Below are 25,173 nucleotides of genomic sequence, written 5' to 3' on the forward strand. Positions count from 1 at the left end.
CCCACTCCTTCGTGCGCCTGGCCCGCAAGGCCGAACCGCTGCTCGAGAAGGCCGGTGGCGGCTCGCTGATCACCATGACCTACCTGGGCAGCGAGAAGGTCATCGCCAACTACGGCATGATGGGCCTGTGCAAGGCCGCGCTGGAAGCCGCGACACGCTACATGGCCTTCGAACTGGGCTCCAAGAACATCCGCGTCAACGCGATCTCCCCGGGCCCGCTGATGACCCGCGCCGCCTCCGGTATCGCCGGCTTCGACGGCCTGATGGCCGCCGCGGTGGATCGCTCCCCGCTGCACCGCCTGGTCACGCCGGAAGACATCGGCGCTCTCACCGCCTTCCTGGTTTCCGACGCGGGCCGCAACCTGTCTGGTGGCGTACACTTCGTGGATGCCGGCTACAACATCATCGGGTAATTCCACCCGCTCCGTGATGACGGAACCGGACGCCGGGGACGCCGCGGGCGACATGATTGCCGCCCGCATCGCCGACCCGGTGCCGGCCCATCCGCTCCTCGACGGCCGCCCCGAGCTTGGGCGCGGCGAGTCGTCCATCGTCCTCGATGCCGGCGACGGGGAGCGGGTCTACAAAGTCGTCAGCTCCCCCGCCGACTACTACTACCTAGCTGCCGACGACCGTCCCACCGGCATCCACTTCCCGCGCCTATACCGCGACCACGGCGTGGTCGGCAAGGCCAGCAACGGCTACTCCTTCCGCCTGCTGGAAATCGAACGCCTGGAGCCGATCAGCGGCCCAGCCGAAGCCGTCGCGCGCACCCTGTCCGACGCCTACTGGCAAGGCTGCGAAAAATGGGCCAACCTGGGCGTCAACCGCGGCCGCCTGGCGCTCTACCACATCGCCCAGGAGCCGCCGCCGGGCTTACCCGCCAGCATCGTGCAGGCCATCGCCGCGCTATCCGACTTCATCGAGGAATACCCGGTCCAGCCGGACATCCTCAACCCCCACAACCTGATGATGCGCGCCGACGGCACTCTGGTCTTCTCCGACCCGGTCTTCCTGCCCTGACAGGACATAGGCATTTCAGCTCATATCCCGAGCGCAAATACGAAAAGCATTTTTACAGAAACAGGGCCGCCCGCGCCTTTGTTACTGTCACAAAACATTCATTTGATTCAGCAAGACGCCTGTCGATAAATGTGCGGGTTTTCTGGTGCGACGCACAAGAAAACGCTCAAACCCGCATCGCCCTGCCGGGCCGACATGAAGTCATCTCCATGAGCATTCGACGTTACCTGATCATCCTCATCACCATCACCACCACCCTGCTGCTGGCCGCCGGCACGGCCGGCCTGCTGATGTTCCATCACAACACGCGGCTGGTACGCAGCCTCACAGACGATGCGATCCCCGGCGCCCTGGCGGCCTCGGATCTGGGCGCCCAGCTCAAGCAGGTGCAGATCGTCCTCACCGAGATCGTTTACGCGCCCAGTGCCGACGTGGCCGCTGGTGCCAAGGAGAAGCTGCTGAGCCAACGCCTGGGCCTCCGCGACGCCCTCAAGGAACAGGCGCCGCTGGCCCACTCCGACACTGAACAAGCGATGCTCCGCCAGGCGGAAGAAAGCCTCGCCCAGTACGAGGCAGCGATGGACGAGACCATCGAACAGGCCGTGGCCGGCCAGCGCGCCCTCGCCGAAGCCAGCCTGTACGCCAACGTAGCCCAGTACCAGCAGGAACTGCAGCAGATCCTCGAGACCCTGCGCGTCGAAAAGCGCCGCACCAAGGACCGCTCGGTGGCCGCCGTGGAAGAAGGCTTCGTGCAGACCGAATGGATCCTGTCCGTCGCCACCGGGCTGACGCTGGTCGTGCTGGTCGGCCTGGTGTTCCGCCTGCACGGCAACATCATCAAGCCCCTGCGGGCGATGGAAGCCACGATGGCCGCCATCGCCACCTCGCTGGACTTCACGCAGCGTGTGCCGGTCGTTCGCAACGATGAGATCGGCCAATCCGTACGCGCCTTCAACAGCCTGATCGACACACTGCAGGCCAGCCTCGGCGAGATGGTCGAGGTGATCCGCCGCAACGAGGTGGCCTCCATCGAGATGCACCAGTCGGCCGCCGCCATCGCCCGCCTGGCGTCCAACGGTACCCAGTCGTCCCAGGCCATCCATTCGGCCGTGCAAGCCATCCAGGCCCATATCGTCGATATCGACCGGGAAACCCGCCAGGCTGGCGAGATCAGCAGCGACTCCAGCGCCCGCGCTACCGAGAACAGCGCGGTGATCCGCAACGCCGCCGGTCGCATCGAGCAGCTCGCCGCCAGCATCGACAACGCCTCGGGGCGGGTCTTCGACCTGGCGGCATCGGTCGCGAAGGTCGAGACCGTCGTTTCCGAAATCCGCCAGATTGCCGATCAGACCAACCTGCTGGCCCTCAACGCCGCCATCGAGGCGGCCCGTGCCGGCGAATCGGGCCGCGGTTTCGCGGTGGTCGCCGATGAGGTGCGCAAGCTGGCCGAACGCGCTGCCGGCTCCACCGAGCTGATCAACCAGCACATCTCGGAAATCCGCGAGACCTCCCACGACTCCACCGAGCTGATGCAGAAAGTCATCGGCGAGATGCAGGAGAGCACCGTGCTGGCTCAGACGGCCGGCAACGCGGTGGAACGCATCGAGGACTCCACCGGCAAGGTCATCGACGTGGTGAACGAGATCACCCGCCTGGTAGCCATCGGCCAATCGTCCAGCAACGAGATCGTCGGCCAGGTCGGCATGATCGACAACCTGCTCGGCGACGCCAACCACGCCGCGCTGCATACCAAGCAGGCCGCCGACTCGATCCGCGACATCTCCCAGCACATGGCACGCATCGTCGAGCGTTTCCGCATCGGTGGGCCGGCCCTTGCATCGGCACGCTAAACGGCGCCACTTGGCCTAAAATCCGCAGCGTTTTCACGGGGCCCTGCCCCGTCCCTCAACACGGAGAACTTGCATGTCCGGCCACCATTTCCACGTCCACGGCCCCCACGACCACGCCGTCGAGCACGCCAGCCACGGCGGCGACAGCTTCGCCTCGCGCATTGCAGCGATGACGGCGGTCCTGGCCACCCTCGGCGCGCTGTTCAGCTACGCTGGCGGCGCCACCCAGAACGACGCGCTGATGCACAAGAACGAGGCCGCCATCCGCAAGACGGAAGCCTCCAACCAATGGGGCTACTACCAGGCCAAGAGCTCCAAGCAGAACATCGCCGAGCTGGCTGCTGCACTGACCAGCGGGGAAACCCAGGCCCGCTACCAGGCCGAGATCGAGCGCTACAAGCGCGAGAAGGAAGACATCAAGAGCAAGGCCGAGAAGCTCGAAGCCTCCGCCACCGAGGCCGAGGAAGCCAGCGAACACTCGCTGCACGAGCACCACCGCTGGGCCCAGGCGATGACCGCCATGCAGGTCGCCATCTCGCTGGCGGCGATCACCCTGCTGACCCGCAAGAAGTGGATGGAATGGACGTCCCTCGGCGTGGCCGGCGCCGGCTGCGCGATCGCGGTAGTCGCTCTGCTCCACCTTTGAAACCCAAAATGGTCAGAATGCCTTGACAGGCTGATTGCCGCTACGGAGCATGGTACGACGACAACACCAGGGGTACTCACCATGCAAGACCGTACGCGTTCCATCGAACAAGGCAGTGCATGGCGGCCCTGGCGCCGCCTCGCCGAGGCCTTCGCAGTCGTTGCCGGCCTCGCTGTACTGAGCCCGGCCCACGCCGACAAACCCTACCAGTACTACGTGGTCGGCAACCCCGCCGACGCCAGCTCCAGCCAACCGCCCCGCGAGCCTTCCGCCCTCTTGATGGGCGGAGGCCCGGACGTGGACGCGGCCTTCCCGTGGATGATCGCCCGCGCCGGCGGCGGCGACTTCGTGGTGATCCGTGCCACCGGTACCGATGCCTACAACCCCTACATCTATGCGATGGGCGGTGTCGATTCGGTGGAGACGCTGATCATCCCGTCGCGAGGTGCCGCCAACGATCCCTTCGTGATCGACCGCATCAGCAAGGCCGAGGCCTTGTTCATCGCCGGTGGCGACCAGGCCGACTACATCAACTTCTGGAAGGGCACCGGTGTGGAACAGGCCATCAACGGCCTGATCGCCCGCAACGTGCCGATCGGCGGCACCAGCGCCGGCCTGGCGGTGCTCGGCCAGTTCGACTTCGCGGCCCTCAACGGCACCGTCTATTCCGACGACGCGCTCTCCAACCCCTACAACAAGCGGATGACCATCGACCGGGGCTTCATCACCGCGCCGGGCCTGGACTTCGTGATCACCGATGCCCACCTGGACACCCGCGACCGCATGGGCCGGCTGGTCGGCTTCCTGGCGCGCATCGTGCAGGACGGCTGGTCGGGCATGGCCCGCGGCGTCGGCGTGGACGTGGAGACCGCCCTCGCAGTAGCCGGCACTTCCGCGACACGCTTCGGCACCGGCTCGGTGTATTTCCTGCAGACCAACGGCCTGCCACAGGTCTGCCAGCCGCGCCTGCCCCTCACCTATCGCAACATTGGTGTGCAGCGCCTGTCCGGCAGCGGCCGCTTCGACCTGCAGAACTGGCGCGGCTACGACGGCGCGACCACCAACTACAACCTGTCCGCCGAGAGCGGCACCTTGTACTCCACGCAAACCGGCGGCGCGATTTATTGAATCACCCATGCCGAGGCCGGATGAGCGCCTCTGATCGGAGGGGAAGGCACCGGCCTCCCCTCCCAGCCTCAGATCACCGCATCCTTCACTTCACCGCCGAGGGCTTCCAGCACGGCCGGGATCAGGCGTGACAGCTCACCGCTCATCAGCGCGAAGTCGGCTTCGATCTGCATGTCGGTAGCGTCGGCCTGGCGCTCGGCCTCTTCCTTGATGATGTCGAGGAAGGCCAGGCGCTTGATCTCCATCTTCTCGGTGAGCATGAAGGAGATACGATCGTCGAAGGTCAGCGCCAGGCGCGTCGGCAGCTTGCCGGCGGCCAGGTGGTCCTGCACGTCCTTGCCGTCCAGCGCATGGCGCACGTAGCGCACCGCGGCCTTCTCGTCGGTGACGGCGCGCAGCTCGCAATCCAGGTCGATGCTGAAGGCGCCTGACGCCTCGTTGGCGGCCAGCCAGTCGGTCATCACCGACACCGGCGACAGCTGGGTCTTGACCATCTTCACCGGCAGCTCGTCCAGCGTGTCGCGCAGGGCTTCGAGGACTTCCTCGGCACGGGCCTGACTGGCGGCATCGATGACCAGCCAGCCGCCCACCGGATCAATCCAGCTGAACACCCGGCGACGGCGCGTGAAGGCGCGTGGCAGCAGTTCCTGCAGCACCGCCTCCTTGATTTCCTTCATCTGCTTGCGGCCGGGCTTGTAGCCCTGCTGGGCCTCGATCATTTCGGCCTTGTCGGCCGCCACCTCATTGACCACCGACGAGGGCAGCAGCTTCTGCTCGACGGCCAGGGAGATCAGGAAATGGCCGCCGACCGCCAGCACGAAGCGGTCGTCCTTGGTCGGCGAACTCCAGCCGCGGCTCGCCATGTCCTGGCTGCCGCAGGGCTGGAAAGGCCGCGCGGCGAGCTTCTCGGCGAGGGCTTCGGCAGTCAGGCCCCAGTTTTCAGGAAGACGGTAGATCTGGAGATTGCGGAACCACATGGGGGATTACATCCGGGCTGATGGAGAAGAGGCGGCATTGTAGCCCCTCGGGCCCGACGCACCAGACCGTTCGATGAAGCGGAAACAGTTGACACTCTGAATTTCAGAGCAATAAACTCTGAACTACAGAGTTAATTCGTCCGGAATCATCCAGCCATGTCCGATCCGATCGTCCGCCAGCTCGACAGCATCCAATCCATGCTCACCCGCGGCCAGCGCAACCTGCGCATGGAACGGCATAGCCTGATCCTGTGGGGCTTGGCCGGCGCCGGGCTGTTCCTGGCGAGCGACTCCGTTCTCACGGCCGAACAGATCTCCGACACCACGCAACGGGCCATCGCCTGGCTGCTCCTGATCGCCGCCGTGCTGGGCGGTACCGGCTTTGCCGACTGGCACCTGACCCGGCGCGTCAAGGAAGCCCGGGACGAAACCTGGTCCTTCATCCACCGCCAGGTCGTCAAACTGCTGTGGTTGCTGATGGGCGTCGGAGCACTGTTCACCTTCGCCACCTTCTTCTTCGGCGGCGCCTACATGCTGTGCACCGTATGGCTGGTACTGATCGGCCTCGCCCTCTACGTGCATGGCCTGTTTTCCGAAGAAGTGCTGGAATGGGCCGGCGGCATCATCATCGCCATCGGCGTCGCGGGTGTCACGGCACGGCTGCCTTTCGAGACCATGAAATGGATCGCCGCCTCGGTATTCGGCCTGGGTCTGCCGCTGCTGTCCCTGCTCCTCGATCACGGCCGGGAACGCACTTTCGTGCTACGCCTGGCCCAGGCCGCCGGCTGGACAGTCATCGTGCTGGCCGCACCACTGATCGCCCACCGCTACGCGTCGGCAAATCTGCCACCGGAACTGCCGGTCATCGCCCTGGCGGATTACCGGGCCGGCGCCAACGTCGCGGGCCTGAGCATCGTCAGCGTGCCAGCCGGCACCCGGGTGCCGGTCAAGATGGAGCTGTCCGGCGACCTGTTTCGCCCTACACCGGATGCAATCCTGCCCCTGACCCTCGATCAGACGGTGGAGGTCATGTTGCGGGACGGCCAGCCCACCGGCGACATCCGCGCCCCGGGCGGCACCTGGCTGCTGGCCCGGGAGACCCACTGGATCTCCATTCCATGGATGAAAGCCAGCCTCGATCCGGCCCATGGCCCAGTCGTCGAATCCGCCCTGGTCGTCGATTTCCACGGCACGCCGCACCGTTAAGACCTTTCCCCACTGAAGGAGCTTCACCATGATCCTGCGATCTATGGGCGCCCTGGCGGCGCTCGCCCTGGCCGGCTGCGCCAGCTTCGGCCAACCCGGTGCCGAGGAACTGGCCAGGCTGCCGGTCGTCCGCTTCGGCGAGCAGGCCCCCACCGGCCAGCCCCACATCCTCCACTACCCGGCGGGCGCACCTCTCCCCGTAGAAGCGCGCATCCACGGCAGCCTGCTGGAAGCCGAAGCACGCAGCACCCTCCACGTGCGCCTCAAGCAAGACGTCTATACCTACAAACAATGGGCCAGCCTGGATGGCAAAACCTGGCGTCGGCACGACGAAATCGTCACCGGCCAGTTCGAAATCCGCATGCCTGGCGACCAGGATGGACACAATCCCGGCTCGATGCGCGCAGAATTCAACTTGAAATAAGACGACAAAAGGCCCGCCCCGGCGGGCTCAAGCCATGGAAGCCCTCGATCCCCTCCTCCATCAACCCCTGCGCACCCAGCTGGCCGCCTTTCTGGCCGGCGCCGGTGAAGCCAGCTTTACCGAGCTCAAACGCAACCTCCAGGTTTCCGACGGCAACCTGGAATCCCATCTGAAGAAGCTGATCGCCGCCGACTACGTCTCCTTGCGCCGCATCGAGGGCCCTGGTCGCGCACAGACCAGCTACAGCCTCACCCCCACCGGCCTGGATGCCTTGCACCGCTACATCCGAACGCTGCAGAAGCTGCTGCCCCTGGGCGACCGGGCCGCGGCCGAAGGCACCTGGAACGGCCAGGCTGCGGCGGGCTAACGGCGTACAGCGTCCATCTCCACAACTACAGGCCGGACTGCTGCCCTGCCTGATGTTCGCCGGCTTCATCGCCTACGATGGAATGCTCGCGCTGGTCACCCTGCTAATGCCTATTCCGCAGGGCAATCCGCTGGAAATCGCGATCCTGATCAGCCGGGGCTTCCTCGCTGCCACCCTGCTGGCCGCGCTGGCGGCCCGTCCCCTGGGCTGGCTATACGGTCCACGGGCCGTGCCGGTGGCCGGGCTGATTACTCTACCGGTGCTGGTTCAACACATGCCAGCACTGCTGGATACCGGACGACCCGCCCAGGCGATCTTCCTGTCAGCCTGGGAGATGCTGAGCTTCGTCGTGCTACTGGTGGGCGGCACCTGGCTTGCCCAGCATTTGCGGAAGGATCCGTCAGTCGCCTGACACGGCGGCCTCACCCCGCCAGCCGTTCTCGAAGACCACCGTCTCCAGCGGCATGCGCTCGGCCCATTGGTGGATCTCCAGCATCGGCTTGGGGTAGAACTCGTCCACGTGGCCAATGCACAGAATCGCGACCGGGCGCGCGCCGGCCGGCATGTCGAGCAGCGTGGTCAGATCCACCGGGTCGAAGATCGACACCCAGCCTAGGCCGATGCCTTCGGCGCGGGCCGCCAGCCACATGTTCTGGATCGCGCAGGCCACCGACGCGAGGTCCATCTCGGGCAGCGTGCGGCGGCCGAAGACGTGCTTCTCGCGGCCGTCGGCCAGCGCCACGACGATCACCTCGCCGGCATCGAGCAGGCCCTCCACCTTGAGGCGCATGAAGTCCTCTTCCCGCTCGCCGAGGGCACGGGCGGTGTTGCGACGCTCCTTTTCGACCAGCACGTGCATGCGCTCGCGCAGGCCGCGGTCGGTGATGCGGATGAAGCGCCACGGCTGCATGTAGCCAACACTGGGGGCGTGGTGGGCCGCCCACAGCAGGCGCGCCAGGATCTCGGGATCGACCGGGTCGGGGCGGAAGTGGCGCATGTCGCGCCGCTCAGCGATCACGCGGTAGATCGCGTCAACATCGGCATCCGGGAAACGATGGGAATCGGCCATGATGGGTGTAGGGGCGAATTCATTCGCCCGTAGCAGGTTGATCGAAGTCCGTGGGCGAATGAATTCGCCCCCACAGTTTAGGGCAGCTCCATGCAAAGCCGCCCCACGGCATGGCCCCGAGTTTACTCGTCGAGCAAGCGGACGCGGACCTTCTTGCCCTTGAGCTTGCCATCGGCGAGGCGCTTCAGAGCCTGGCGGACGATGTCGCGCCGCACAGCCACGTAGGTGGATTGCTCGGTCACGTTGATCTTGCCGATCTGCTCGGCGGCAAAGCCGGCCTCGCCGGTCAACGCACCGAGCACATCGCCAGGGCGGATCTTGTCTTTACGCCCGCCGAGAATCTGCAGCGTCGCCATCGGCGGCAGCAGCGGCGCGGCGTTCTCGGCCTGCAGTTCGGCGATGGATTCCCACTGCGGCTCAAAACCCTGACTGCGGGCGATGTTGCCAACGCGGTTCTTCTCCGTCGGGCCGACCAGACTCAGCGCCCAGCCGTCCCGCTCGGCACGGCCGGTGCGGCCGACGCGGTGCACATGCACCTCCGGGTCGGGGGTCACGTCCACGTTGATGACGGCTTCCAGGCCGGCAATGTCGAGGCCACGGGCCGCCACGTCGGTCGCCACCAGCACCGAACAGCTGCGGTTGGCAAAGCGCACCAGCACCTGATCGCGCTCACGCTGGTCGAGATCGCCGTGCAGGGCCAACGCATGAATACCCTCGGCGTGCAGGGTGTCCACCAAATCGCGGCATTGCTGCTTGGTGTTGCAAAAGGCCAGCGCGCTTTCCGGGCGGTAATGACGCAGCAGCAGGCCAACGGCTGGCAGCCGCTGCTCCCGCGTCACCTCATAGAAGCGCTGGCGTATCTTGTCGGCCTCGTGCTGCTCGGCCAGGGCGATCTCCCGCGGCTGGCGCATGAACTGGCGGGCCAGGCGCACCACGCCCTCCGGGTAGGTGGCTGAGAACAGCAGGGTCTGGCGGTCCTTCGGGCAGGCCTTGGCGACGTAGGCGATGTCGTCGAAGAAACCCATGTCAAGCATGCGGTCGGCCTCGTCGAGGACCAGCGCCTGCAACGCATCGAGCTTGAGGCTGCCGCGCGACAGGTGATCCATCAGGCGGCCCGGCGTACCGACGACAATGTGCGCGCCGTGAGCCAGGCTGTCGGCCTGCGGCCGGATCGGGCTACCGCCGCACAGGCTGAGGACCTTGATGTTCTCTTCGGCGCGGGCCAAGCGGCGGATCTCCTGGGCGACCTGCTCGGCCAGTTCGCGGGTCGGGCATAGCACCAGGGCCTGCACGGCGAAGCGGCGCGCGTCGAGGCGGTTCAGCAGCGGCAGGGCGAAAGCCGCTGTCTTGCCGCTGCCGGTCTTGGCCTGGGCGATCAGGTCGTCGCCGGCCAGGGCCACCGGCAGCGCGGCGGCCTGGATCGGCGTCATCGTGTGGTAGCCGAGGCGCGCCAGATTGGCGATCACCGCGGCCGGCAGGGGCAGCTGGTCGAAGGGCACCGGCGCGGCGGCGGCAGGAGGCGGAACGAAAGTGGCCTCGGGGGCGGCGGAATCGGCGTCCGGCAGCGGGGGAAGAATCGAGCTCATGCCGGATTATCCCGGAAAGCCCCGCCTGCTGCTCGCCAAGCAGGCCAATGCCCCTTGCTCAGTTGTTCAGGTGCAGGCGGGCCCGTTCCCGTGCCAGCCGCTCCTGCACGCGGCGCTGCTCCTCTTCTTCGGCCCGACGCTGCTGCTCTTCCTGCTGGCGCTGCTCGTACTCGGCCTTGCGGCGGGCCGCCTCCTCGGCCTGCTGCAGCTCGGACGACACCCGGTCGGCGTAGTAGCCGCGCTCCTGCAGGGCCCGCTCGCGCTGGCGTTCTTCCTCCTTGCGGGCGTATTCGGCACGCAGTTCCTCCTGGCGGCGGATGGACTCTGCACGCTGGCGGCGCTCGGTGGCCTCCTGCTCGGCGATCTCTTGCTCGGACAAGTCGCCATAGGTCTGGCGCCGCTCCGCCGCAATGACCTTCTGCTGCGCCTCCGCAGCCCCGTCACCGCTGGTCACCCGGCGAAAAGCGAAGACCGAGAAGAAAATCTGGATCAGCATGCCGATGATCATCAGCGTACCGATCACCCCCAGCATGATGCGCAGCGGCGAACGCTTGGCGGCCTTGATCTCAACCTGCAGCGGCAGCGGATCCTTGAGCAGCTGCTCGACGACCGGATCCAGCCCCGGCGCCGGCTGCTGGGCACGCGCCAGTCCCACGTCATAGGCGGCCCGCCGCCCCGGATCGGCGAGGATCCACACCGCCTCGCGGATCGCCTTCAGCTTGTTGTCCACATCGACCGGCGACAGGCCGTGATTGCCCGACTGGTAGTGACGGCTCAGGCGCAGATGGGCGGCCTGGATGTCGACTTCGCTGGCGGTGGGCGTCAGCCCGAGCAGGTCATAGAGCGTGGTCCTGGCTTTCATGGCATTCCGTCGGATAAAAGCCCGGCTAAGGGCCGAAAGACAGCGGAATTATACGGTTCTCCAGCGGCATATCGGCGTAACGCGGATCGTCACTGACACGGCAAAAAATCCCACCCCGGCCGATAATCGGCCATCCGCCCACCGATCAGCGCCACCGATGGAACTCGCCCAGCTCAGCCACACCCTCCGCCAGGACGCCCTCAGCGTGGTGTTCGTCAATGTGCTGCTGCAGCAGATGGGGGTCCCGGTGCCGGCGGTGCCGACCCTGCTGCTGGCCGGCAGCCTCGCCGCCGGGCCCGACGGGCTCGGCAAGCTGCTGGCGGTGGCGGTGCTGGCCTCGGTCGTGGCTGACTGGGCCTGGTACGGCGCCGGCAAGCTGTTCGGCTACCGGGTGCTGGCCGGGCTATGCAAGTTGTCGATCAACCCCGCCTCCTGCGTCAGCCAGACCGAAGCCCGCTTCATCCGCTGGGGCCTGTCGTCGCTGGTCGTGGCCAAGTTCATCCCCGGCTTTTCGACGGTGGCGCCACCGATCGCAGGCGCGCTACGCATGAATCTCGGCGGCTTCCTGCTGGCCGCGGCGGCCGGCGCCGCGCTGTGGGCGGGTGCGGCACTGGGGGCAGGCTGGGTGCTGAAGGAGGCGGTGCAGGCCGCCATCGTCGCGCTGGACGAACACATGGGCCGCGCGCTGGTGGTGCTCGGCCTGCTGGCTGGCGCCTGGCTAGGCTGGAAGCTGTGGCAGAAATACCGTTTCCGCCAGCAATGCGCGATCGCCCACATCACGCCGACCGAACTGCTGGCGGCGTTGGAATCAGCCGAACGGCCGCTCGTGCTGGACCTGCGCGGCGCGACGATGGTCGCCGCCACCGGTCCGATCCCCGGCACACGGCTCGCGGAACACGACCGCCTGCACGAGGCTGTGGGCGACTGGCCGAAGAATCGCCCCATCGTCACACTCTGCGCCTGCCCCGAGGATGCCGGCGCGATCCAGGCGGCACGCCACCTGCTGGAGGCCGGCTACCTGTCGGTGCGGCCGCTGCAGGGCGGCTACGAAGCCTGGCTGGCGGCCACCAGCCAGACCGCGCCGGCTGACGCTCAGTAACCCGGCCAGGGCAGCGGCGGCGCAACCAGGCGCCGCTCGCCGGGCGCTGCCACCGGACCGAAGCGGCCATCGCCGCCGTTTTCCCATTCGCGCTGGGCAGCGGCGATCTCGTCCTTGCTGAAACCGACGAAGTTCCACCACATCAGCACCGGTTCGCCGAAGGGTTCGCCGCCGAGCAGCAGGACGCGCCCGCCCGCCGACAGCTGTGCATCGAAACGCGCCTGCCCTTCGCCCAGGTAGGCCAGTTCGCCGATCCCGAAGCGCTCGCCATCGATGTCGATATGGCCTTCCAGCGGCAGCACCGCGTATTCGAAAGCCGGCTCCAGCGCCAGGCCGATGTGCCCCCCCGCCGCACTGTTCACATCCAGCCCGACCAGCGGCGAATACAGCCGCGCCGGTGCCACGTAGTCACCATTGCGTCCCGCCAGCAGCGTGAACGCGCAGCCGTCGGCGTCCCAGCGCGGCAGGTCGGGATAGTGCTCGAAAGACGGCTCGCGCTCCCGTTCTTCAAACGGCAGTGCAATCCACAGCTGCGCGGCGTGCAAACGCGTCTCGCCAGGCAGGGAATCCTCGGTATGGACGATGCCACGCCCGGCGGTCATCAGATTGACCTGGCCGGGGCGGATCACCTGCTCGTGGCCAAGGCTGTCCCGGTGCAGCACCTCGCCCTCGATCATCCACGTGAAGGTCTGCAGACCGATGTGCGGATGGGCGCCAACGTGCATGCCGTGGCCGGTCTCGAAGTCCCGCGGCCCAATGTGATCGAGGAAACACCAGGCGCCCACCATGCGCCGCTCACGGGTCGGCACGGCGCGCCGGATCGTCAGCCCTTCGCCCAAGTCAGCCGTACGGGCCTCGATGCGCTGGATTGTCATGGTCCTGTCCTCCCGTTCAGGCACTCAGTTCGGTGTGGATGCGCACCTCGCCGGTGAGCAGCTTGTGCATCGGGCAGGCGTTGGCGATCTTCAGCAACTGGGCGCGCTGCTCGTCGCTGAGTTCGCCGTCCAGGTGGATCAGGCGCTCAATGTCGTTGCCGGCCTCCGGCTTGCCCGCCGGGTTGAGCCGCAGTTCCACGCGTACGCCCGTCAGCGGCCACTGGCGGCGTGTCGCCACCATCTTGAGGGTGATCGCCGTGCAGGTGCCGAGGCTGCCGATAATCAGGCGCTCCGGCGATGGGCCGGCGTTGCCGCCGCCCACTTCGACGGGCTCGTCGGCGGACCACACATGGCCCAGATCATCGGACAACTGCACGAGGTAGGGCGTGTCCTGCAGGACGGCTTCGACGCGGGGTGTTCCGGACATGATTCCTCCGAGGGATGACGGCAAGCTGCCGGATCCTGCTGCGACTCCGCCGCCCGGCGAACGTTCCTCAGCGCGGATGCTGACCCTTGCGCACCGCGTCGATCATCTGGAAGGCGATGGTGGATGGATGGGGAAGCATCGGCAGCGCATCGAGGGGATACCAGCCGATATCCTCGATCTCGCTTTCCTGGGCCACGACGTCGCCACCGGCGTAGTCGGCAAAGAAGCCGAGCATCAGCGAATGAGGGAAAGGCCAGGGCTGGCTGCCGAACCAGCGGATGTTGGCGATCTCGATGCCGGCTTCCTCGCGGATCTCCCGGCGCAGGCAGTCCTCGACAGTTTCGCCGGCCTCGACGAAACCAGCCAGCGCGCTGTAGATACCCGGCGGGAAATGCGGCGAGCGGGCCAGCAGCAGCTCGTCGCCCTTCAGGATCAGGCCGATGCACACCGGCGAGATGCGCGGATAGGCCTTCGCACCGCAGGCCCGGCATTCCCGCGCCGGCTCACTGGCGCTGGTGTGCAGCGGACCGCCGCATTCGCCGCAGAAACGGTGCTGCTGCAGCCACGACACGAGCTGGCGGGCACGGGCCAGCGCTTCGTGCAGCCCGTCGGGCCAGCGGCCCCACAGCTGGCGGTAATCGCGGGTGGTGAATTCCGGCGGCACGCCCAGGTGGGCCGGCCACAGACGCAGCTCGCAGGGGATGCCGTCGAGGCTGCCGATGGTGATCGCCTCCAGGCACGGGCCGAGGGCCGCCAGCCGCGTCGGGTCCGGCAATTGAAGATCGGGATCCAGCAGCAGGGACGTTCCAACGAACGGAAACACCAGTGACGCGATGGCGCCTTCGGCCACCCCAAAGCTCGGCACGAAACCCGACATAAGCAAACTCACCCTAGGCACAGGCCGCCGGCAAGCGGCGGCAAAAGACAGGATCTACCCGAGGGGGTAGGACAATGGCCTCACGATACGTAATTTCGGACGGAGCGGCCAGCCAGGCGTCGCGACACCGCAGCGTCCGCGGCAGGATTTCCCAACACGCGGGCAGCAGGGTGTGCGCGGCCTTCAGCCCTCCCGCACGAAGCGCGTCAGGCTGACGTCCACCGTCAGGTCGAGGGATTCCAGCGCCGCCGCGCGGGCCCGTCCTTCCGCCGTGGCGCGGTACAGGTGGGGCGTCATCGTCAGCAGGTCGGCGATCTGCGCGGCACTATCGAGGCGGATGGCGGCGCGGACGGTATCGACGCCGATCCGCCGGAAGCCCTCCGGCACGCGCTCGTCGGACTGGCGTGGCGCTTTCAGCGTCGGGTAGATGATCTCGCGCAGTTCGCGCAGGTGATCCGGCCCCGCGTCCACCTGCAGCAGCTCGCCGCCGGCCCGCAGCACACGGGCAAACTCGCCATACACCGGGAAGCCGAACAGGGACAGCAAGCGGTCCACGGTGCCCGCCAGCACCGGCAGGTTGGCATTGCTGCCGACCACCCAGGCGGCCTGCTTGTCGCGCTTGGCGGCGGCCTGCACCGCCCATTTGGAGATGTCGAGGCCCAGCACGGCCAGGTCTACGCCGCCAGCATCGGCCGCCGCGGCCAGCTCACGCAGGTAATAGCCTTCGCCGCACCCCGCGTCGAGACAGGCTGCCTGCCGGCCGGCCGGCAGGTCCGCCAGCACGGCACGACTTACCGCATCGGCGATCGGGCGATACACGCCGCTCTCCAGGTAACGCCGGCGCGCCGCCACCATCTCCTTGCTGTCGCCGGGGTCGCGGGAGCGCTTCTGCTGGACCGGCAGCAGGTGGATGTAACCCTGGCTGGCAAGGTCGAAGCTGTGGCCGGCGCCGCAGCGCCAGCTGGCACCATCACGCCGCAGCGGGCCACCGTCGAGGGGGCAAGCCAGGGCCTGGAAAGAAGTGATCATGGTGATTCGGTGGGAAGACGCAAAAACAGCGGAGCTGCACGATACCCGAGATGGCGGCCCGCCAGAACGGCGCGGGCCTCGACGGCATCGCCCCGCGGCGTCCGCGGCCACGCGGGCGGGGTGGTCAGCCGGAGGTGCAATCAGCCTGCCGGCTACGGCGCGCCCGCTTGACCGAGTACATGCGCCGGTCGGCCACGTCCAGCAGTTGTTCGATGTCGTCGCTGTCTTCCGGCAGGCAGGCGGCGCCGATGCTTACGCTCAGATCAAAGGCCCGGTTTTCGTAGCTGAACGGACCGGTGACTTGGGAATACAGGCGCTGCACCGCCGCGTCGATGCCGGCAGCCTGCTCGACCGGAGTCAGCAGCACCGCAAACTCATCGCCGCCGAGCCGGGCCACGGTGTCCGACTCGCGTGCGGCGGTCTTCAAACGCTTGGCCACTTCGCGGATCGCCGCATCACCGACCCGGTGACCGAAGGTGTCGTTGAGTTCCTTCAGGCCATCCATGTCGATCATCAGTACGCCGGCCGGCCGCCGGTCGCGGCCATTGCGGGCCACCACGTGGCGCAGTCGGTCCATGAACAGCGAGCGGTTGGCCAGGTTGGTGAGGCCGTCGTGGGTGGCTTTCTGGAAGAGCTTGTTGCTGTCGAGCTGGGTGGCGAAATGCATCGCCGCCGCCACCACCCCGGACAGCAGGCCGAGCAGGGCTTCGTCCGCCACGCGGAAAGCATGCGGCTGCACCCCCATGGCTTTCAGCACACCCACCACCTTGTTATCGAACTTGAGCGGCATGACGATCATCGAGCGCAGGCCGATCTTCCGGCAGGCGGCCTGGTCCACCCGCTCGTCGCACTCGGTGTCGTCGCTGCGCAGGATGGACCCGCTCTCCACGCACATCCCCGACAGGCTGTCGGCCTGGCCCAGGCGCAGGCCCAGATGGGGATCGGCAATGCCGGAGGTCGCCGCGTAGACCATCTCGCCTTCCTGAGCCAGCTCGATCACCGCCCCGTCGGCGCCGATCAGTGACAGGGTACGCTCGACCACCAGCGCCATCACTTCGCCCAGGTCCAGCCCGGCCTTGACGATCTCGCTCTGGATCTCGATGACTTGCAGCAATTGCGCCTGGGACGGCATGCCGGAGGGTCCTTGTGTCTGTTTCAAAACTATCAAATTCGCGGTAAAACCATACTGAAGGCCTGGACAATTGGCAACTCGGCAGATCACGCCGCAGCACAATCTCTCACTGCGTCTTGCAACATCAAGGAACGCGGGCGGATGGGTGCTCAGGAGTCCGCAGCGATGCAGCCGTCCACCAGTCGAATGGTCCGGTCGCAACGGGCCGCCAGGCGCGGGTCGTGAGTCACGATGAGGCAGGCGCACGCGGTCTGGCGGTTGAATTCCCGCAGCAGCGCAAAGATGTCGTCGGCGGTGTGGGTGTCCAGGTTGCCGGTCGGCTCGTCGGCAAGGATCAGGCGCGGCCGCAGCGCCAGCGCACGGGCGATGGCGACGCGCTGCTGCTGGCCGCCGGACAGCTCGGCCGGCTTCTTGTGGGCATGGGCCTTCAGGCCAACCGCATCGAGCAGTTGCATGGCGGTCGCCTCGGCTTCGTCGTCGGGCGCGCCACGGGCGATGATGGTCGGCATCATCACGTTTTCCAGCGCGCTGAAGGCCGGCAGCAGGTGGTGGAACTGGAACACGAAACCGATGCTGCGCCCACGCAGCGCGGTGATCTCGGCTTCCGACAGGGCCGCCGTGTCGCGCCCGCCGATGGACAGGCGCCCACCACTGGGGCGTTCGAGCAGGCCGATGATGTTCAGCAACGTGCTCTTGCCGGAGCCGGACGGGCCGATCAGCGCGGCAAACTCGCCCTGCCCCAGGCGCAGGTCGATGCCGTGCAACACCTCGGCTTCCACCGGCGTACCGATGTTGTAGGCCTTGGTCAGGCCGGCGAGCTCGATGACCGCGTCGCTCATGAACGGATCGCCTGCACCGGGTCCATCTTCGCCGCGCGGCGCGCCGGGATCAGCGCCGAGGCGAGGCCGACGCCGGTGGCCACCAGCGCCGCCAGCACGATGAAGCGCGGCTCCAGCTCGGCGGCGAACAGCGGGCTGCCGTCGGCGTTGCGGTAGATCGCCGAGAACATGTTGAGCAGCCCAAAGGCCAGCAGGCTGCCGAGGATCGAGCCGACCGCCCCGACCAGCGCCCCCTGGATCAGGAAGACCTGCAGGATCATCGCGCGGCTGGCGCCCATGGCGCGCAGGATGCCGATCTCCTTCTGCTTCTGGACCACGCTGACCACCAGCACGCTGGCGATGCCAAGGGCCACGATGAGGATCACGAAGCTGCGGATCAGGTTATTGGAAACCGTCTGGTTGCGCAGCGCGGCGAGCAATTGGGCGTTGGTCTGCATCCAGCTGTCCACGGTGAGGCCGGTAGCGCCCTGCAGGCGGGTGGCGATGGTCTGGGCGTCGAAGATGTCGGCCACGGTCAGATCCAGGTTGGAAACCCCGCCGGGCAGGTCGAGCAGGCTCTGGCCCAGCGGCAGGGTCACGAAGACCCAGCGGCGGTTGAGGTCCTTGTTGCCGATGTCGAAGATGCCGCCGACCTGCAGCAGCTCGTCGCGCCCGTTGGGCAATGCCACGCGCAGCTTGTCCTCCAGACGGATGCCCAGATCCTTGGCCAGCTCGGAGCCGATCACCGCGCGGGTGCCGTCTACCGCGAAGCGGCCGGCGATCATGTATTCCTCCATGCGCACGATGCGCCGGTAACGCTCGGCGTCGATCCCCATCAGCGCGACGGACTTGTTGGCCTGGCCGCGCACGGCGAAGGCCGGTCCGGTGACGGTCGGCGACACCGCGGTGACGCCAGGCATCCCGGCCGCCAGGCGGGCGACGTTCTCCCACTGGTCCACCGAGCGCAGGCGCTGGGCGCGGGGTTCGATGACCACCGCCGACGCCGGATCGTCGAAGGCACGACGGTTGGCCTCCTCCAGCGGGCGGATCACCACGTGGGGCTGGGTGCCGAGCACCCGGTCCACGATCTGCGCCTGCAACTGGGTAATCAGCTGGGTCAGGAAGACGATCACCGCCACCCCACCGGTGGTGCCGGCGAGGATCAACAAGGTCTGCATGCGCCCCTCACGGAGGAAGCGCAGCGCGACCAGCGGCGCGAAAGGCAGGCGCAGCTTCAACGCATCATGCCCTGGGGAACCTGCACGCCGCCAACCTTGGGCTTCTTCGGCTCACGGATGCGCAGTTTGTCGCCTTCCAGCGCGCCGGAGGCCGGCAGCACGGCCAGGTCACCGTCGGCGAGGCCCTTGAGGACTTCCACCTGGCCGATGCCGCTGAGGCCGAGCTGCACGTCGGCACGCACGGCAACGCCATCCTTGGCCACCAGCACCCACGGCTTGCCGCTGTCCAAGTCGCGCACGGCTTCGGACGGCAGCACCAGCGTGGCGTCCCGGCGGCCGGTGACGGCCTCCACCGACACGGTCATGTCGGGGCGCAGGAAATCCGGCGGCGTCGGCACGCGGAAACGGATCTCGACGGTGCCGCGCTGGGGGTCCACCGCCGGTGCCAAGTAATACAAGGTCGCATCGAAGGGCTTGGCCGGATAGGCATCAGCGACGCCGCGGGCCTGCTGGCCGGGTTGCAGCAGGCGCAGGTTCTTCTCGTCCACCGTCGCGTAGATGCGGGTCTCGCCGCTGTCGGCCAGTTCCAGCAGCACCTTGCCGGCCGCCGCCACGTCGCCGGGTTCGGCCTTGCGGCTGAGCACCACACCGGCCGACGGTGCGGTGAGGGTCAGCAGCGCGGCCCGCGCGCGGGCGTTGGCGAGCTGGGCGCGGGCCTGGGCGACGCGGGCCTCGGCGGCTACCTTCTCGGTGCCGCCGGGCTGCTGGGCAGCCAGCTGGGCACGGGCCGCAGCCACCGCGGATTCCGCATTGGCGGCGTTGCGCAACGCGTCGTCGGCCTTGGACTGGGCGTAAAAACCGCGACCGACCAGCTGGCGGGCACGCTCTGCCTCGGCACGGGCCACCGTCAGGTTGGCTTCGGCCTGGGCCAGTTGCTGGGCCGCCACCGGGCGGCCGAGGGCTTCGATCTGGGTCAGGCGCGCCTCGGCCTCCGCCAGCGCTGCGACGGCCTGGCCGATCAGCGCCTCGGCGTCATCGGCGCGCAGGCGGGCCAACACCTGGCCGGCCTTCACCTTGTCGCCCTCGCGCACGGTCACGTCGAGCACCGTGGCAGCCAGCGGACTGCCAATGGAAATCCGCGCCGGCGTGACGATACGGCCGGTCGCCACCACCGACTGGGTCAGCGGCGCCTTGCGCACGGCCGCAACATCCACCTCGCGCCCCTTCGGCCACAGCAGCACAGCCGCAACCGCGCCGGCCGCGGCCAGCGCCAGGATCAGCCCGCGGCGCGTCACGCCGGTTCGGCCAGGAGTTTGTCGAGGAGGGCGTGGAGCTTGGCGAAGTCCGGCTCGCCGAGGTACTTCTGGACGACCCGGCCCTGCTTGTCGAGCAGGAAAGTGGTCGGCGTCAGGCGGACTTCCTCAAAGCCCTTGGCGGCCTTGCCGCCGCTGTCGAGGGCCACGGTGAAGGGCAAACCGTTCTTCTGCGCGTAGTTGCGCACGTATTCGGGCGGGTCATAGTCCATCGCAATGGCGACGGTCTCGAAGCCCTTCGGCGCGAACTTGTTGTAGGTCTCGACCAACTTGGGCATTTCGGCCACGCAGGTGGTGCAGGTGGTCGCCCAGAAATTAACCAGCACCACCTTGCCCTTCAGGGACGACAGCTGGCGGGTCTGGCCGTCGAGGGTCGTGAAGCTCACGTCGGGCGCTACCGCCGGCTGACTGCAGCCGTGCAGGAAGGCCAGGATCAGGACGGGCGCGACAAGACGCGTGATAGCCTTTAATAACATCGTGTTCAACCGGAAAAGAAGGAGGTATGCCGTGCGTGCGATTTTGAGAGCTTTGCTGTTGCTTGTCATCTGTAGCCAGGCCTGGGCCCTGGGTCTGTCCGACCTGACCGACAAGGATGCGTCGGGCGGCCTGAAGGATGCCCTCGTCCAGGGAGCCGGCAAAGCAGTTGGACAACTGGGCGCGGACGGTGGTTTCCTCAACAACCCGAAAGTGAAGATCGGCCTGCCCGACAGCATCGCACCGCTGGAAGGGGTGCTGCGCACGATGGGTCGCGGCAAGGACGTGGACGCGCTGATCGCCACGATGAACAAGGCCGCCGAGCAAGCCGTGCCGAAGGCCAAGGTCCTGCTGGTGGATGCAGTCAAGAAGATGAGCGTCGAGGACGCCAAGCGGATCCTCACCGGTGGCGACGATTCGGCCACCCAGTACTTCAAGGAGAAGACTTCCGCCCAGTTGGCGGAGTCCTTCCTGCCGACGGTGAAGGAAACCACCGACAAGCTGGCCCTGTCCGCCCAGTACAACAAGCTGGCCAGCAAGGCCGGCCAGTTCGGGCTGGTCAAGGGCGACGACATGAAGATCGAGAACTACGTGACCCGCAAGGCCCTCGACGGCCTCTACCTGATGATCGCCGAGGAAGAGAAGGCGATCCGCAAGGACCCGGTCGGCGCCGCCACTGGCCTCGCGAAGAAAGTCTTCGGCGCGCTCGGCCAGTAAGCCGGCGCCGGCCTCAGAAGCGGAAGCCCACCGTCAAGCGGGTGGCGTTCACGTCGCTGAAGTTCTGCCATGGCTCGTAGGCCAGGCGCAGGAACCAGGCCGGGAAATCGTAGCCAAGGCTGAGACCCCAGCCTTCCACCGGGCCGCTGTCGGCGATGCCGGTCTTGCGCAGCACGTCGACGGTGACCCGCTGCCCGTTGCCCACCGGCCAGCGCGCCACTGCGTGGACGTGCTGCTGGTGGGTGCCCAGGCGGTCGTCGCGGATCGCCATCAGGTAGTAGGTGCGGCCGCTATCGTCCCGGTAACCAGCGGCCAGTGACAGCGCATCATTGGGGTCGAAGTTGAGATTGAAGTAGGGCCTGGTGTTGGTGCGCCCGATGCCGGCCTGTACGAACCACGGCTCGCCCAGCTCGACGCTGAAGCTGCCACCCCAGAAACCGCCCGAAGCCCATTGCAGCGACGGCTGCAACGCCAGCGTCGCCCCTTCGAAAGGCTGCCAGCTGGTATCCACGCCCGCTCGCCCCTGGGTGCCGAAATCCCGGTCGCGGTAGGCACCCAGCCACACCGACGAATCGCCGCGGCGGTAACGCAGATTGACGTCCTGACCGCTGAAATTGCCACCGTAACGATACTCACCAAGGCTCAGCTTGAACGGCCGGTCAGCCGCCGCAGCTTGCACCGCGGCGGCGTCACCGGGCAGGCGGGCCTCGTCGGAGGCTTGAACTGCCAGGCTCGCCGCGCCACCGATGGCAAGAAGAATCAGCTTCTGAACACGCATCACGGACGACCGTCGCGAAAAACACATAGCGCGATCATAACGGACGGAGTTCACAGCCAGAATCAACTGAGCGGAACCGAAAGCCCGCTGCGCACTCTGCGTCATTAAGGAGGCCGGCAGAGCGTCCTGCCCCGGCCCTTCGGAGGAGGAAGACAAAGTGAACAACGTTTCGCACATCCCGTCCTACCTGTCGGCCGAACACCTCGGCCCGTGGGAGACCTTCCTGGTGCAGGTGGACCGGGTCGAACCGCATCTGAACCCCGAGCTGCGCGCGCTGACCCCCATCCTCACCCGCCCGATGCGGGCACTGATCGTCAATGTGCCGATCCGCCTCGACAACGGCGAGATGGGGCATTTCGAGGGTTATCGGGTCCAGCACAACCTGGCTCGCGGGCCGGGCAAGGGCGGCATCCGCTTCCACCCGGACGTGACGCTGGCCGAGGTGATGGCCCTGTCGGCGTGGATGACCGTCAAGAACGCGGTGGTGAACGTGCCCTTCGGCGGTGCCAAGGGCGGCGTGCGGGTCGATCCGCGGCAACTGTCCATCGCCGAACTGGAGCGCCTGACCCGCCGCTACACCAGCGAGATCCACATCCTGCTCGGCCAGGACAAGGACGTGCCGGCCCCGGACATCAATACCAACGAGCAGACCATGGCGTGGATCATGGACACCTACTCGATGAACGAGGGTCGCACCGCGATGAGCGTGGTCACCGGCAAGCCGATCAGCCTGGGCGGCAGCCTGGGCCGGAAGGATGCCACCGGCCGCGGGGTCTTCGTCGCCACCGTCGAGGCAGCGCGGCACATCGGCCTGGAGCTGAGCGGCGCGCGGGTCGCGGTGCAGGGCTTCGGCAATGTCGGCGAAGCGGCAGCACGCCTATTCTCCAACGCCGGCGCAAAGATCGTCGCGATTCAGGACAGCACCGGCGCCATCGTCAATCCGGCCGGCCTCGATGTGCGGGCGGTGAAAGCCTGGCGCCACGAGCACGGCACGCTGCAGGGCACGCCGGGCGCCGAGGCGGTGTCCGCGGACGACTTCTGGCAGATGGAAACCGATGTGCTGATCGCAGCGGCGATGGAGAACCAGATCACCGCCGCCAACGCGGGCCACATCCGCACCCGCATCATCACCGAGGGGGCCAATGGTCCGACCACCCCGGAGGCCGACCTGATCCTGCAGGAGCGCGGCATCACGGTGATCCCCGACGTGCTCGCCAACGCCGGCGGCGTGACGGTGAGCTACTTCGAGTGGGTGCAGGACATCAGCGCCTTCTTCTGGACCGAGGACGAGATCAACGCCCGCCTCGACCGCATCATGCGCGAAGCCTTCGCGGCGGTGTGGGACTCGGCCCAGGTCAAGGGCATCCCGCTGCGCACCGCCGCCTTCGTGCTCGGCTGCGAACGGGTGCTGCTGGCCCACAAGGTACGCGGGCTGTATCCGTAAGCCGGCTCAGTAGGGCGAGCCGTCCTTGTGCACGAAGACCCAGCGGCCGTCCTCGCGGAGGGCCTGGAGGTCGTCGTCCGGGTAGCTGACCGCGTCGCCCTCGCTGCGGTCGCCAACTTCCAGATACACGACCTCCTCCTCGCTGAGGTTCACCAGGCAGTGCGCATCACCGGAGCCGGCCCGGAAGCCTGCGCACATGCCCGGCTCAAGGCGGGTTTCGCCCTGGTCGGTGCGCAGGGTCGGCGTGCCGCTCAGCACATAGATGAACTCATCCTGCCGGCTATGGGCGTGGCGCAGCGCGGACACCGCACCGGGGGCCATGCGCACCAGATTGACGCCGAAATTGCCGAGGCCGAACAGATCACCGAGGGGCCGCTTCTCACGGCCGTTCATCCGCGACGCGAATGGCTCCGGATAGGCAGACGGGCGACGACGGGGTTCGGCGTCGGCGGCACGGATGGCAACCGGGGGCTTGGTTTCGCTCATGGGCAGGCTCTCCTGAACACACGGGTGATAAGAAAACAGAGATTGGCAGCGACTCAAGCCGTGGCGGGAAGCAGCCGGCGGGCCATATTCCAGGCCCGCTCCGCAGCCCCTGCGTCGCCGCTCACCAGCGCCACGCCGATTGCCCCATCGAGCAGCAGGTTGAAATCTGCCGCCGGCGCCGGGGCCGCATCAACGCCGACCAGCGGCTCCAGCAACCCCGCCAGGTAGCGCTCGACGGCCTGCTTGTGCTCGCGGGCCAGTTGCTGCAGCTCGGCCACTTCCCCATGGAACTCCGCCGCCACGTTGAGGAACATGCAGCCGGCGAAGCCCGGTTCTGCAAACCACTGGCGGTGCCAGACGAACACCGCCGCCAGACGATCGAGCGGCACCGACTGGCGGTCGACGAAGGCCGCCAGGCTGGCGCGGAAGCGCCGGTCACGCTCGCGCAGCACCTCGGCAATCAGCGCGTTCTTCGACGGGAAATGGGCGTACAGGGTCTTCTTGGCGACCCCGGCCTCGGCCAGCACCCGATCAATCCCGACCGCATGATAGCCACCGGCCGCGAACAGGCGCAGGGCGGTGTCAACCAGATGGGCGCGCTTGTCGGCACGGGACACGGGCTGCGATGGCATTGGACTGGACATGGCTTCACGTTACCTGCTGCCGCAGGGCTTGCAAAGCCGACGGCGAAGGCTGACAGTAGACAGATCTGTCTACTTTACAGGAAAGTACCGATGCCTGCCTTCCTTCACCGTCTGCGCGGCGCCGGTAGCGCCCTGCCTCCCGTGCCGCCAGCCCGCTCCGTCGCCCTGGCGGGGCTGGGCGGCTTCCTCGCCATCGCGGCGGTCGCCGGCCTTGCCGAACAGGCTTCGCTGGCCCTGCTGCTGGGGTCATTCGGCGCGTCCTGCGTGCTGGTCTTCGGCTTTCCTGAAGTGCCTTTCTCCCAGCCGCGCAACGTCGTCCTCGGCCATACGCTGAGCAGCCTCGTCGGCCTGGCCTGCCTAGCCGCCTTCGGCCCGCACTGGTGGGCCGCCGCGCTGGCGGTGGCACTGGCGATCATGGGCATGATGGCGCTGCGCTGCGTGCATCCGCCTGCCGGCTCCAACCCGGTGATCGTCTTCCTCACCGCGCCAGGCTGGTCCTTCCTCTTCACTCCTACCCTCGCCGGCGCCCTGCTGCTGGTGGCCGTAGCTCTGGTCTACAACAATCTGCGTGGGGCGAAGCACTATCCCCAGTACTGGTGACGCCTGGCACCTGTGGGGCTGCACCTGTAGGGATGAAGCTGTGGGGGCGAATTAAATAGCCCCCCCCGGGGGAAACACCCCCGGGGGGGGGAGGTTATACCCCCCCCCCGCCAAAGGTTGGGGAAAAAGGGTTGTAAAGGGGGG

The 25,173-nt window shown here is 67.3% G+C and carries 29 protein-coding genes; 13 read left to right on the forward strand and 16 right to left on the reverse strand.

Annotated elements, in window-relative coordinates; genetic code table 11:
- From ACE3RX_RS16850 to ACE3RX_RS16870, 5 genes are all read left to right on the forward strand, one after another.
- Positions 1 to 413, forward strand: a 413-nt coding sequence (locus tag ACE3RX_RS16850; RefSeq protein WP_374486137.1) for an SDR family oxidoreductase, incomplete at its 5' end; no start/stop codon positions are given.
- 16 nt (positions 414 to 429) lie between these two features.
- Positions 430 to 1,023: a hypothetical protein gene (locus ACE3RX_RS16855; protein WP_374486138.1), complete on the forward strand. Its 594-nt coding sequence runs from the start codon at positions 430 to 432 to the stop codon at positions 1,021 to 1,023.
- Between the two features lie 209 nt (positions 1,024 to 1,232).
- Complete coding sequence (locus ACE3RX_RS16860) at positions 1,233 to 2,873, forward strand: methyl-accepting chemotaxis protein (protein ID WP_374486139.1); 1,641 nt, start codon at positions 1,233 to 1,235, stop codon at positions 2,871 to 2,873.
- A gap of 73 nt (positions 2,874 to 2,946) precedes the next feature.
- Entirely contained in the window at positions 2,947 to 3,519 is a 573-nt protein-coding gene (locus ACE3RX_RS16865) for a DUF4337 domain-containing protein (protein ID WP_374486140.1), read from the forward strand.
- Between the two features lie 81 nt (positions 3,520 to 3,600).
- Positions 3,601 to 4,647 (forward strand): cyanophycinase, encoded by a 1,047-nt coding sequence (locus ACE3RX_RS16870; RefSeq protein ID WP_374486141.1) that lies wholly within the window; start codon positions 3,601 to 3,603, stop codon positions 4,645 to 4,647.
- 68 nt (positions 4,648 to 4,715) lie between these two features.
- Here ACE3RX_RS16870 and ACE3RX_RS16875 read toward each other — a convergent pair whose 3' ends face one another.
- Positions 4,716 to 5,624 carry a recombination-associated protein RdgC gene (locus ACE3RX_RS16875; RefSeq protein WP_374486142.1) on the reverse strand — a complete coding sequence of 303 codons (909 nt, stop codon included), beginning with the start codon at positions 5,622 to 5,624 and terminating at the stop codon, positions 4,716 to 4,718.
- A 156-nt stretch (positions 5,625 to 5,780) separates the two neighbouring features.
- Here ACE3RX_RS16875 and ACE3RX_RS16880 point away from each other — a divergent pair, with 156 nt between their 5' ends.
- From ACE3RX_RS16880 to ACE3RX_RS16895, 4 genes are read left to right on the forward strand one after another with little or no spacing between them, the layout of a single operon-like run.
- Complete coding sequence (locus ACE3RX_RS16880) at positions 5,781 to 6,830, forward strand: hypothetical protein (RefSeq protein WP_374486143.1); 1,050 nt, start codon at positions 5,781 to 5,783, stop codon at positions 6,828 to 6,830.
- A 28-nt stretch (positions 6,831 to 6,858) separates the two neighbouring features.
- Positions 6,859 to 7,254 carry a hypothetical protein gene (locus ACE3RX_RS16885; RefSeq protein ID WP_374486144.1) on the forward strand — a complete coding sequence of 132 codons (396 nt, stop codon included), beginning with the start codon at positions 6,859 to 6,861 and terminating at the stop codon, positions 7,252 to 7,254.
- 34 nt (positions 7,255 to 7,288) lie between these two features.
- On the forward strand, positions 7,289 to 7,621 hold the full coding sequence (locus tag ACE3RX_RS16890; protein WP_374486145.1) for a transcriptional regulator: 333 nt from the start codon (positions 7,289 to 7,291) through the stop codon (positions 7,619 to 7,621).
- A gap of 52 nt (positions 7,622 to 7,673) precedes the next feature.
- Positions 7,674 to 8,033, forward strand: coding sequence for a hypothetical protein (locus ACE3RX_RS16895; protein WP_374486146.1), 360 nt, complete (start codon positions 7,674 to 7,676; stop codon positions 8,031 to 8,033).
- Here the strand turns inward: ACE3RX_RS16895 and bluB are convergent.
- The 3 genes from bluB to ACE3RX_RS16910 form a co-directional block, all read right to left on the reverse strand.
- The gene (gene bluB / locus ACE3RX_RS16900) at positions 8,022 to 8,690 is read right to left on the reverse strand and encodes a 5,6-dimethylbenzimidazole synthase (protein WP_374486147.1); all 669 of its coding nucleotides are present in this window, start codon (positions 8,688 to 8,690) and stop codon (positions 8,022 to 8,024) included. The two genes, ACE3RX_RS16895 and bluB, sit on opposite strands and share 12 nt — an antisense overlap.
- A gap of 122 nt (positions 8,691 to 8,812) precedes the next feature.
- Positions 8,813 to 10,276 (reverse strand): ATP-dependent RNA helicase DbpA, encoded by a 1,464-nt coding sequence (gene dbpA, locus ACE3RX_RS16905; RefSeq protein ID WP_374486148.1) that lies wholly within the window; start codon positions 10,274 to 10,276, stop codon positions 8,813 to 8,815.
- Between the two features lie 58 nt (positions 10,277 to 10,334).
- The gene (locus ACE3RX_RS16910; RefSeq protein ID WP_374486149.1) at positions 10,335 to 11,138 is read right to left on the reverse strand and encodes a J domain-containing protein; all 804 of its coding nucleotides are present in this window, start codon (positions 11,136 to 11,138) and stop codon (positions 10,335 to 10,337) included.
- Between the two features lie 157 nt (positions 11,139 to 11,295).
- Here ACE3RX_RS16910 and ACE3RX_RS16915 point away from each other — a divergent pair, with 157 nt between their 5' ends.
- Positions 11,296 to 12,237 (forward strand): VTT domain-containing protein, encoded by a 942-nt coding sequence (locus ACE3RX_RS16915; RefSeq protein WP_374486150.1) that lies wholly within the window; start codon positions 11,296 to 11,298, stop codon positions 12,235 to 12,237.
- On the opposite strand, the gene ACE3RX_RS16920 is transcribed toward ACE3RX_RS16915, so the two are convergent.
- From ACE3RX_RS16920 to ACE3RX_RS16960, 9 genes are all read right to left on the reverse strand, one after another.
- Positions 12,231 to 13,112, reverse strand: a complete 882-nt coding sequence (locus tag ACE3RX_RS16920) for a pirin family protein (RefSeq protein ID WP_374486151.1) — start codon at positions 13,110 to 13,112, stop codon at positions 12,231 to 12,233. The two genes, ACE3RX_RS16915 and ACE3RX_RS16920, sit on opposite strands and share 7 nt — an antisense overlap.
- A gap of 16 nt (positions 13,113 to 13,128) precedes the next feature.
- Positions 13,129 to 13,539, reverse strand: coding sequence for an OsmC family protein (locus ACE3RX_RS16925; protein WP_374486152.1), 411 nt, complete (start codon positions 13,537 to 13,539; stop codon positions 13,129 to 13,131).
- A 67-nt stretch (positions 13,540 to 13,606) separates the two neighbouring features.
- Positions 13,607 to 14,416 (reverse strand): NAD(+) diphosphatase, encoded by an 810-nt coding sequence (nudC, locus tag ACE3RX_RS16930; protein ID WP_374486153.1) that lies wholly within the window; start codon positions 14,414 to 14,416, stop codon positions 13,607 to 13,609.
- 183 nt (positions 14,417 to 14,599) lie between these two features.
- Positions 14,600 to 15,445, reverse strand: coding sequence for a putative RNA methyltransferase (locus ACE3RX_RS16935; protein ID WP_374486154.1), 846 nt, complete (start codon positions 15,443 to 15,445; stop codon positions 14,600 to 14,602).
- Positions 15,446 to 15,569: 124 nt separating this feature from the next.
- Complete coding sequence (locus ACE3RX_RS16940; protein WP_374486155.1) at positions 15,570 to 16,577, reverse strand: diguanylate cyclase domain-containing protein; 1,008 nt, start codon at positions 16,575 to 16,577, stop codon at positions 15,570 to 15,572.
- Between the two features lie 149 nt (positions 16,578 to 16,726).
- On the reverse strand, positions 16,727 to 17,416 hold the full coding sequence (locus ACE3RX_RS16945) for an ABC transporter ATP-binding protein (protein ID WP_374486156.1): 690 nt from the start codon (positions 17,414 to 17,416) through the stop codon (positions 16,727 to 16,729).
- On the reverse strand, positions 17,413 to 18,633 hold the full coding sequence (locus ACE3RX_RS16950; RefSeq protein ID WP_374486157.1) for an ABC transporter permease: 1,221 nt from the start codon (positions 18,631 to 18,633) through the stop codon (positions 17,413 to 17,415). The genes ACE3RX_RS16945 and ACE3RX_RS16950 overlap by 4 nt, the downstream gene beginning before the upstream one ends.
- Positions 18,630 to 19,868: an efflux RND transporter periplasmic adaptor subunit gene (locus tag ACE3RX_RS16955; RefSeq protein WP_374486158.1), complete on the reverse strand. Its 1,239-nt coding sequence runs from the start codon at positions 19,866 to 19,868 to the stop codon at positions 18,630 to 18,632. Before ACE3RX_RS16955 ends, ACE3RX_RS16950 begins: the two co-directional genes overlap by 4 nt.
- Positions 19,865 to 20,362, reverse strand: a complete 498-nt coding sequence (locus tag ACE3RX_RS16960) for a peroxiredoxin family protein (RefSeq protein WP_374486159.1) — start codon at positions 20,360 to 20,362, stop codon at positions 19,865 to 19,867. Before ACE3RX_RS16960 ends, ACE3RX_RS16955 begins: the two co-directional genes overlap by 4 nt.
- A 58-nt stretch (positions 20,363 to 20,420) precedes the next feature.
- Between ACE3RX_RS16960 and ACE3RX_RS16965 the strand changes: the two genes are divergently transcribed.
- Positions 20,421 to 21,077 carry a DUF4197 domain-containing protein gene (locus tag ACE3RX_RS16965; RefSeq protein ID WP_374486160.1) on the forward strand — a complete coding sequence of 219 codons (657 nt, stop codon included), beginning with the start codon at positions 20,421 to 20,423 and terminating at the stop codon, positions 21,075 to 21,077.
- Between the two features lie 13 nt (positions 21,078 to 21,090).
- Here ACE3RX_RS16965 and ACE3RX_RS16970 read toward each other — a convergent pair whose 3' ends face one another.
- Entirely contained in the window at positions 21,091 to 21,855 is a 765-nt protein-coding gene (locus tag ACE3RX_RS16970; RefSeq protein WP_374486161.1) for a hypothetical protein, read from the reverse strand.
- A 157-nt stretch (positions 21,856 to 22,012) separates the two neighbouring features.
- On the opposite strand from ACE3RX_RS16970, the gene ACE3RX_RS16975 reads away from it, so the two are divergent.
- Complete coding sequence (locus tag ACE3RX_RS16975; protein WP_374486162.1) at positions 22,013 to 23,299, forward strand: Glu/Leu/Phe/Val dehydrogenase; 1,287 nt, start codon at positions 22,013 to 22,015, stop codon at positions 23,297 to 23,299.
- Positions 23,300 to 23,305: 6 nt separating this feature from the next.
- On the opposite strand, the gene ACE3RX_RS16980 is transcribed toward ACE3RX_RS16975, so the two are convergent.
- Positions 23,306 to 23,785, reverse strand: coding sequence for a cupin domain-containing protein (locus tag ACE3RX_RS16980; protein ID WP_374486163.1), 480 nt, complete (start codon positions 23,783 to 23,785; stop codon positions 23,306 to 23,308).
- Between the two features lie 53 nt (positions 23,786 to 23,838).
- Positions 23,839 to 24,429: a TetR/AcrR family transcriptional regulator gene (locus ACE3RX_RS16985; protein WP_374486164.1), complete on the reverse strand. Its 591-nt coding sequence runs from the start codon at positions 24,427 to 24,429 to the stop codon at positions 23,839 to 23,841.
- 90 nt (positions 24,430 to 24,519) lie between these two features.
- Here ACE3RX_RS16985 and ACE3RX_RS16990 point away from each other — a divergent pair, with 90 nt between their 5' ends.
- Positions 24,520 to 25,029 (forward strand): HPP family protein, encoded by a 510-nt coding sequence (locus ACE3RX_RS16990; protein ID WP_374486165.1) that lies wholly within the window; start codon positions 24,520 to 24,522, stop codon positions 25,027 to 25,029.
- The last annotated feature ends 144 nt before the right edge of the window (positions 25,030 to 25,173 follow it).

Origin of the sequence: Zoogloea sp. (genome assembly GCF_041914405.1) — a bacterium.
Taxonomy (GTDB): domain Bacteria; phylum Pseudomonadota; class Gammaproteobacteria; order Burkholderiales; family Rhodocyclaceae; genus Zoogloea.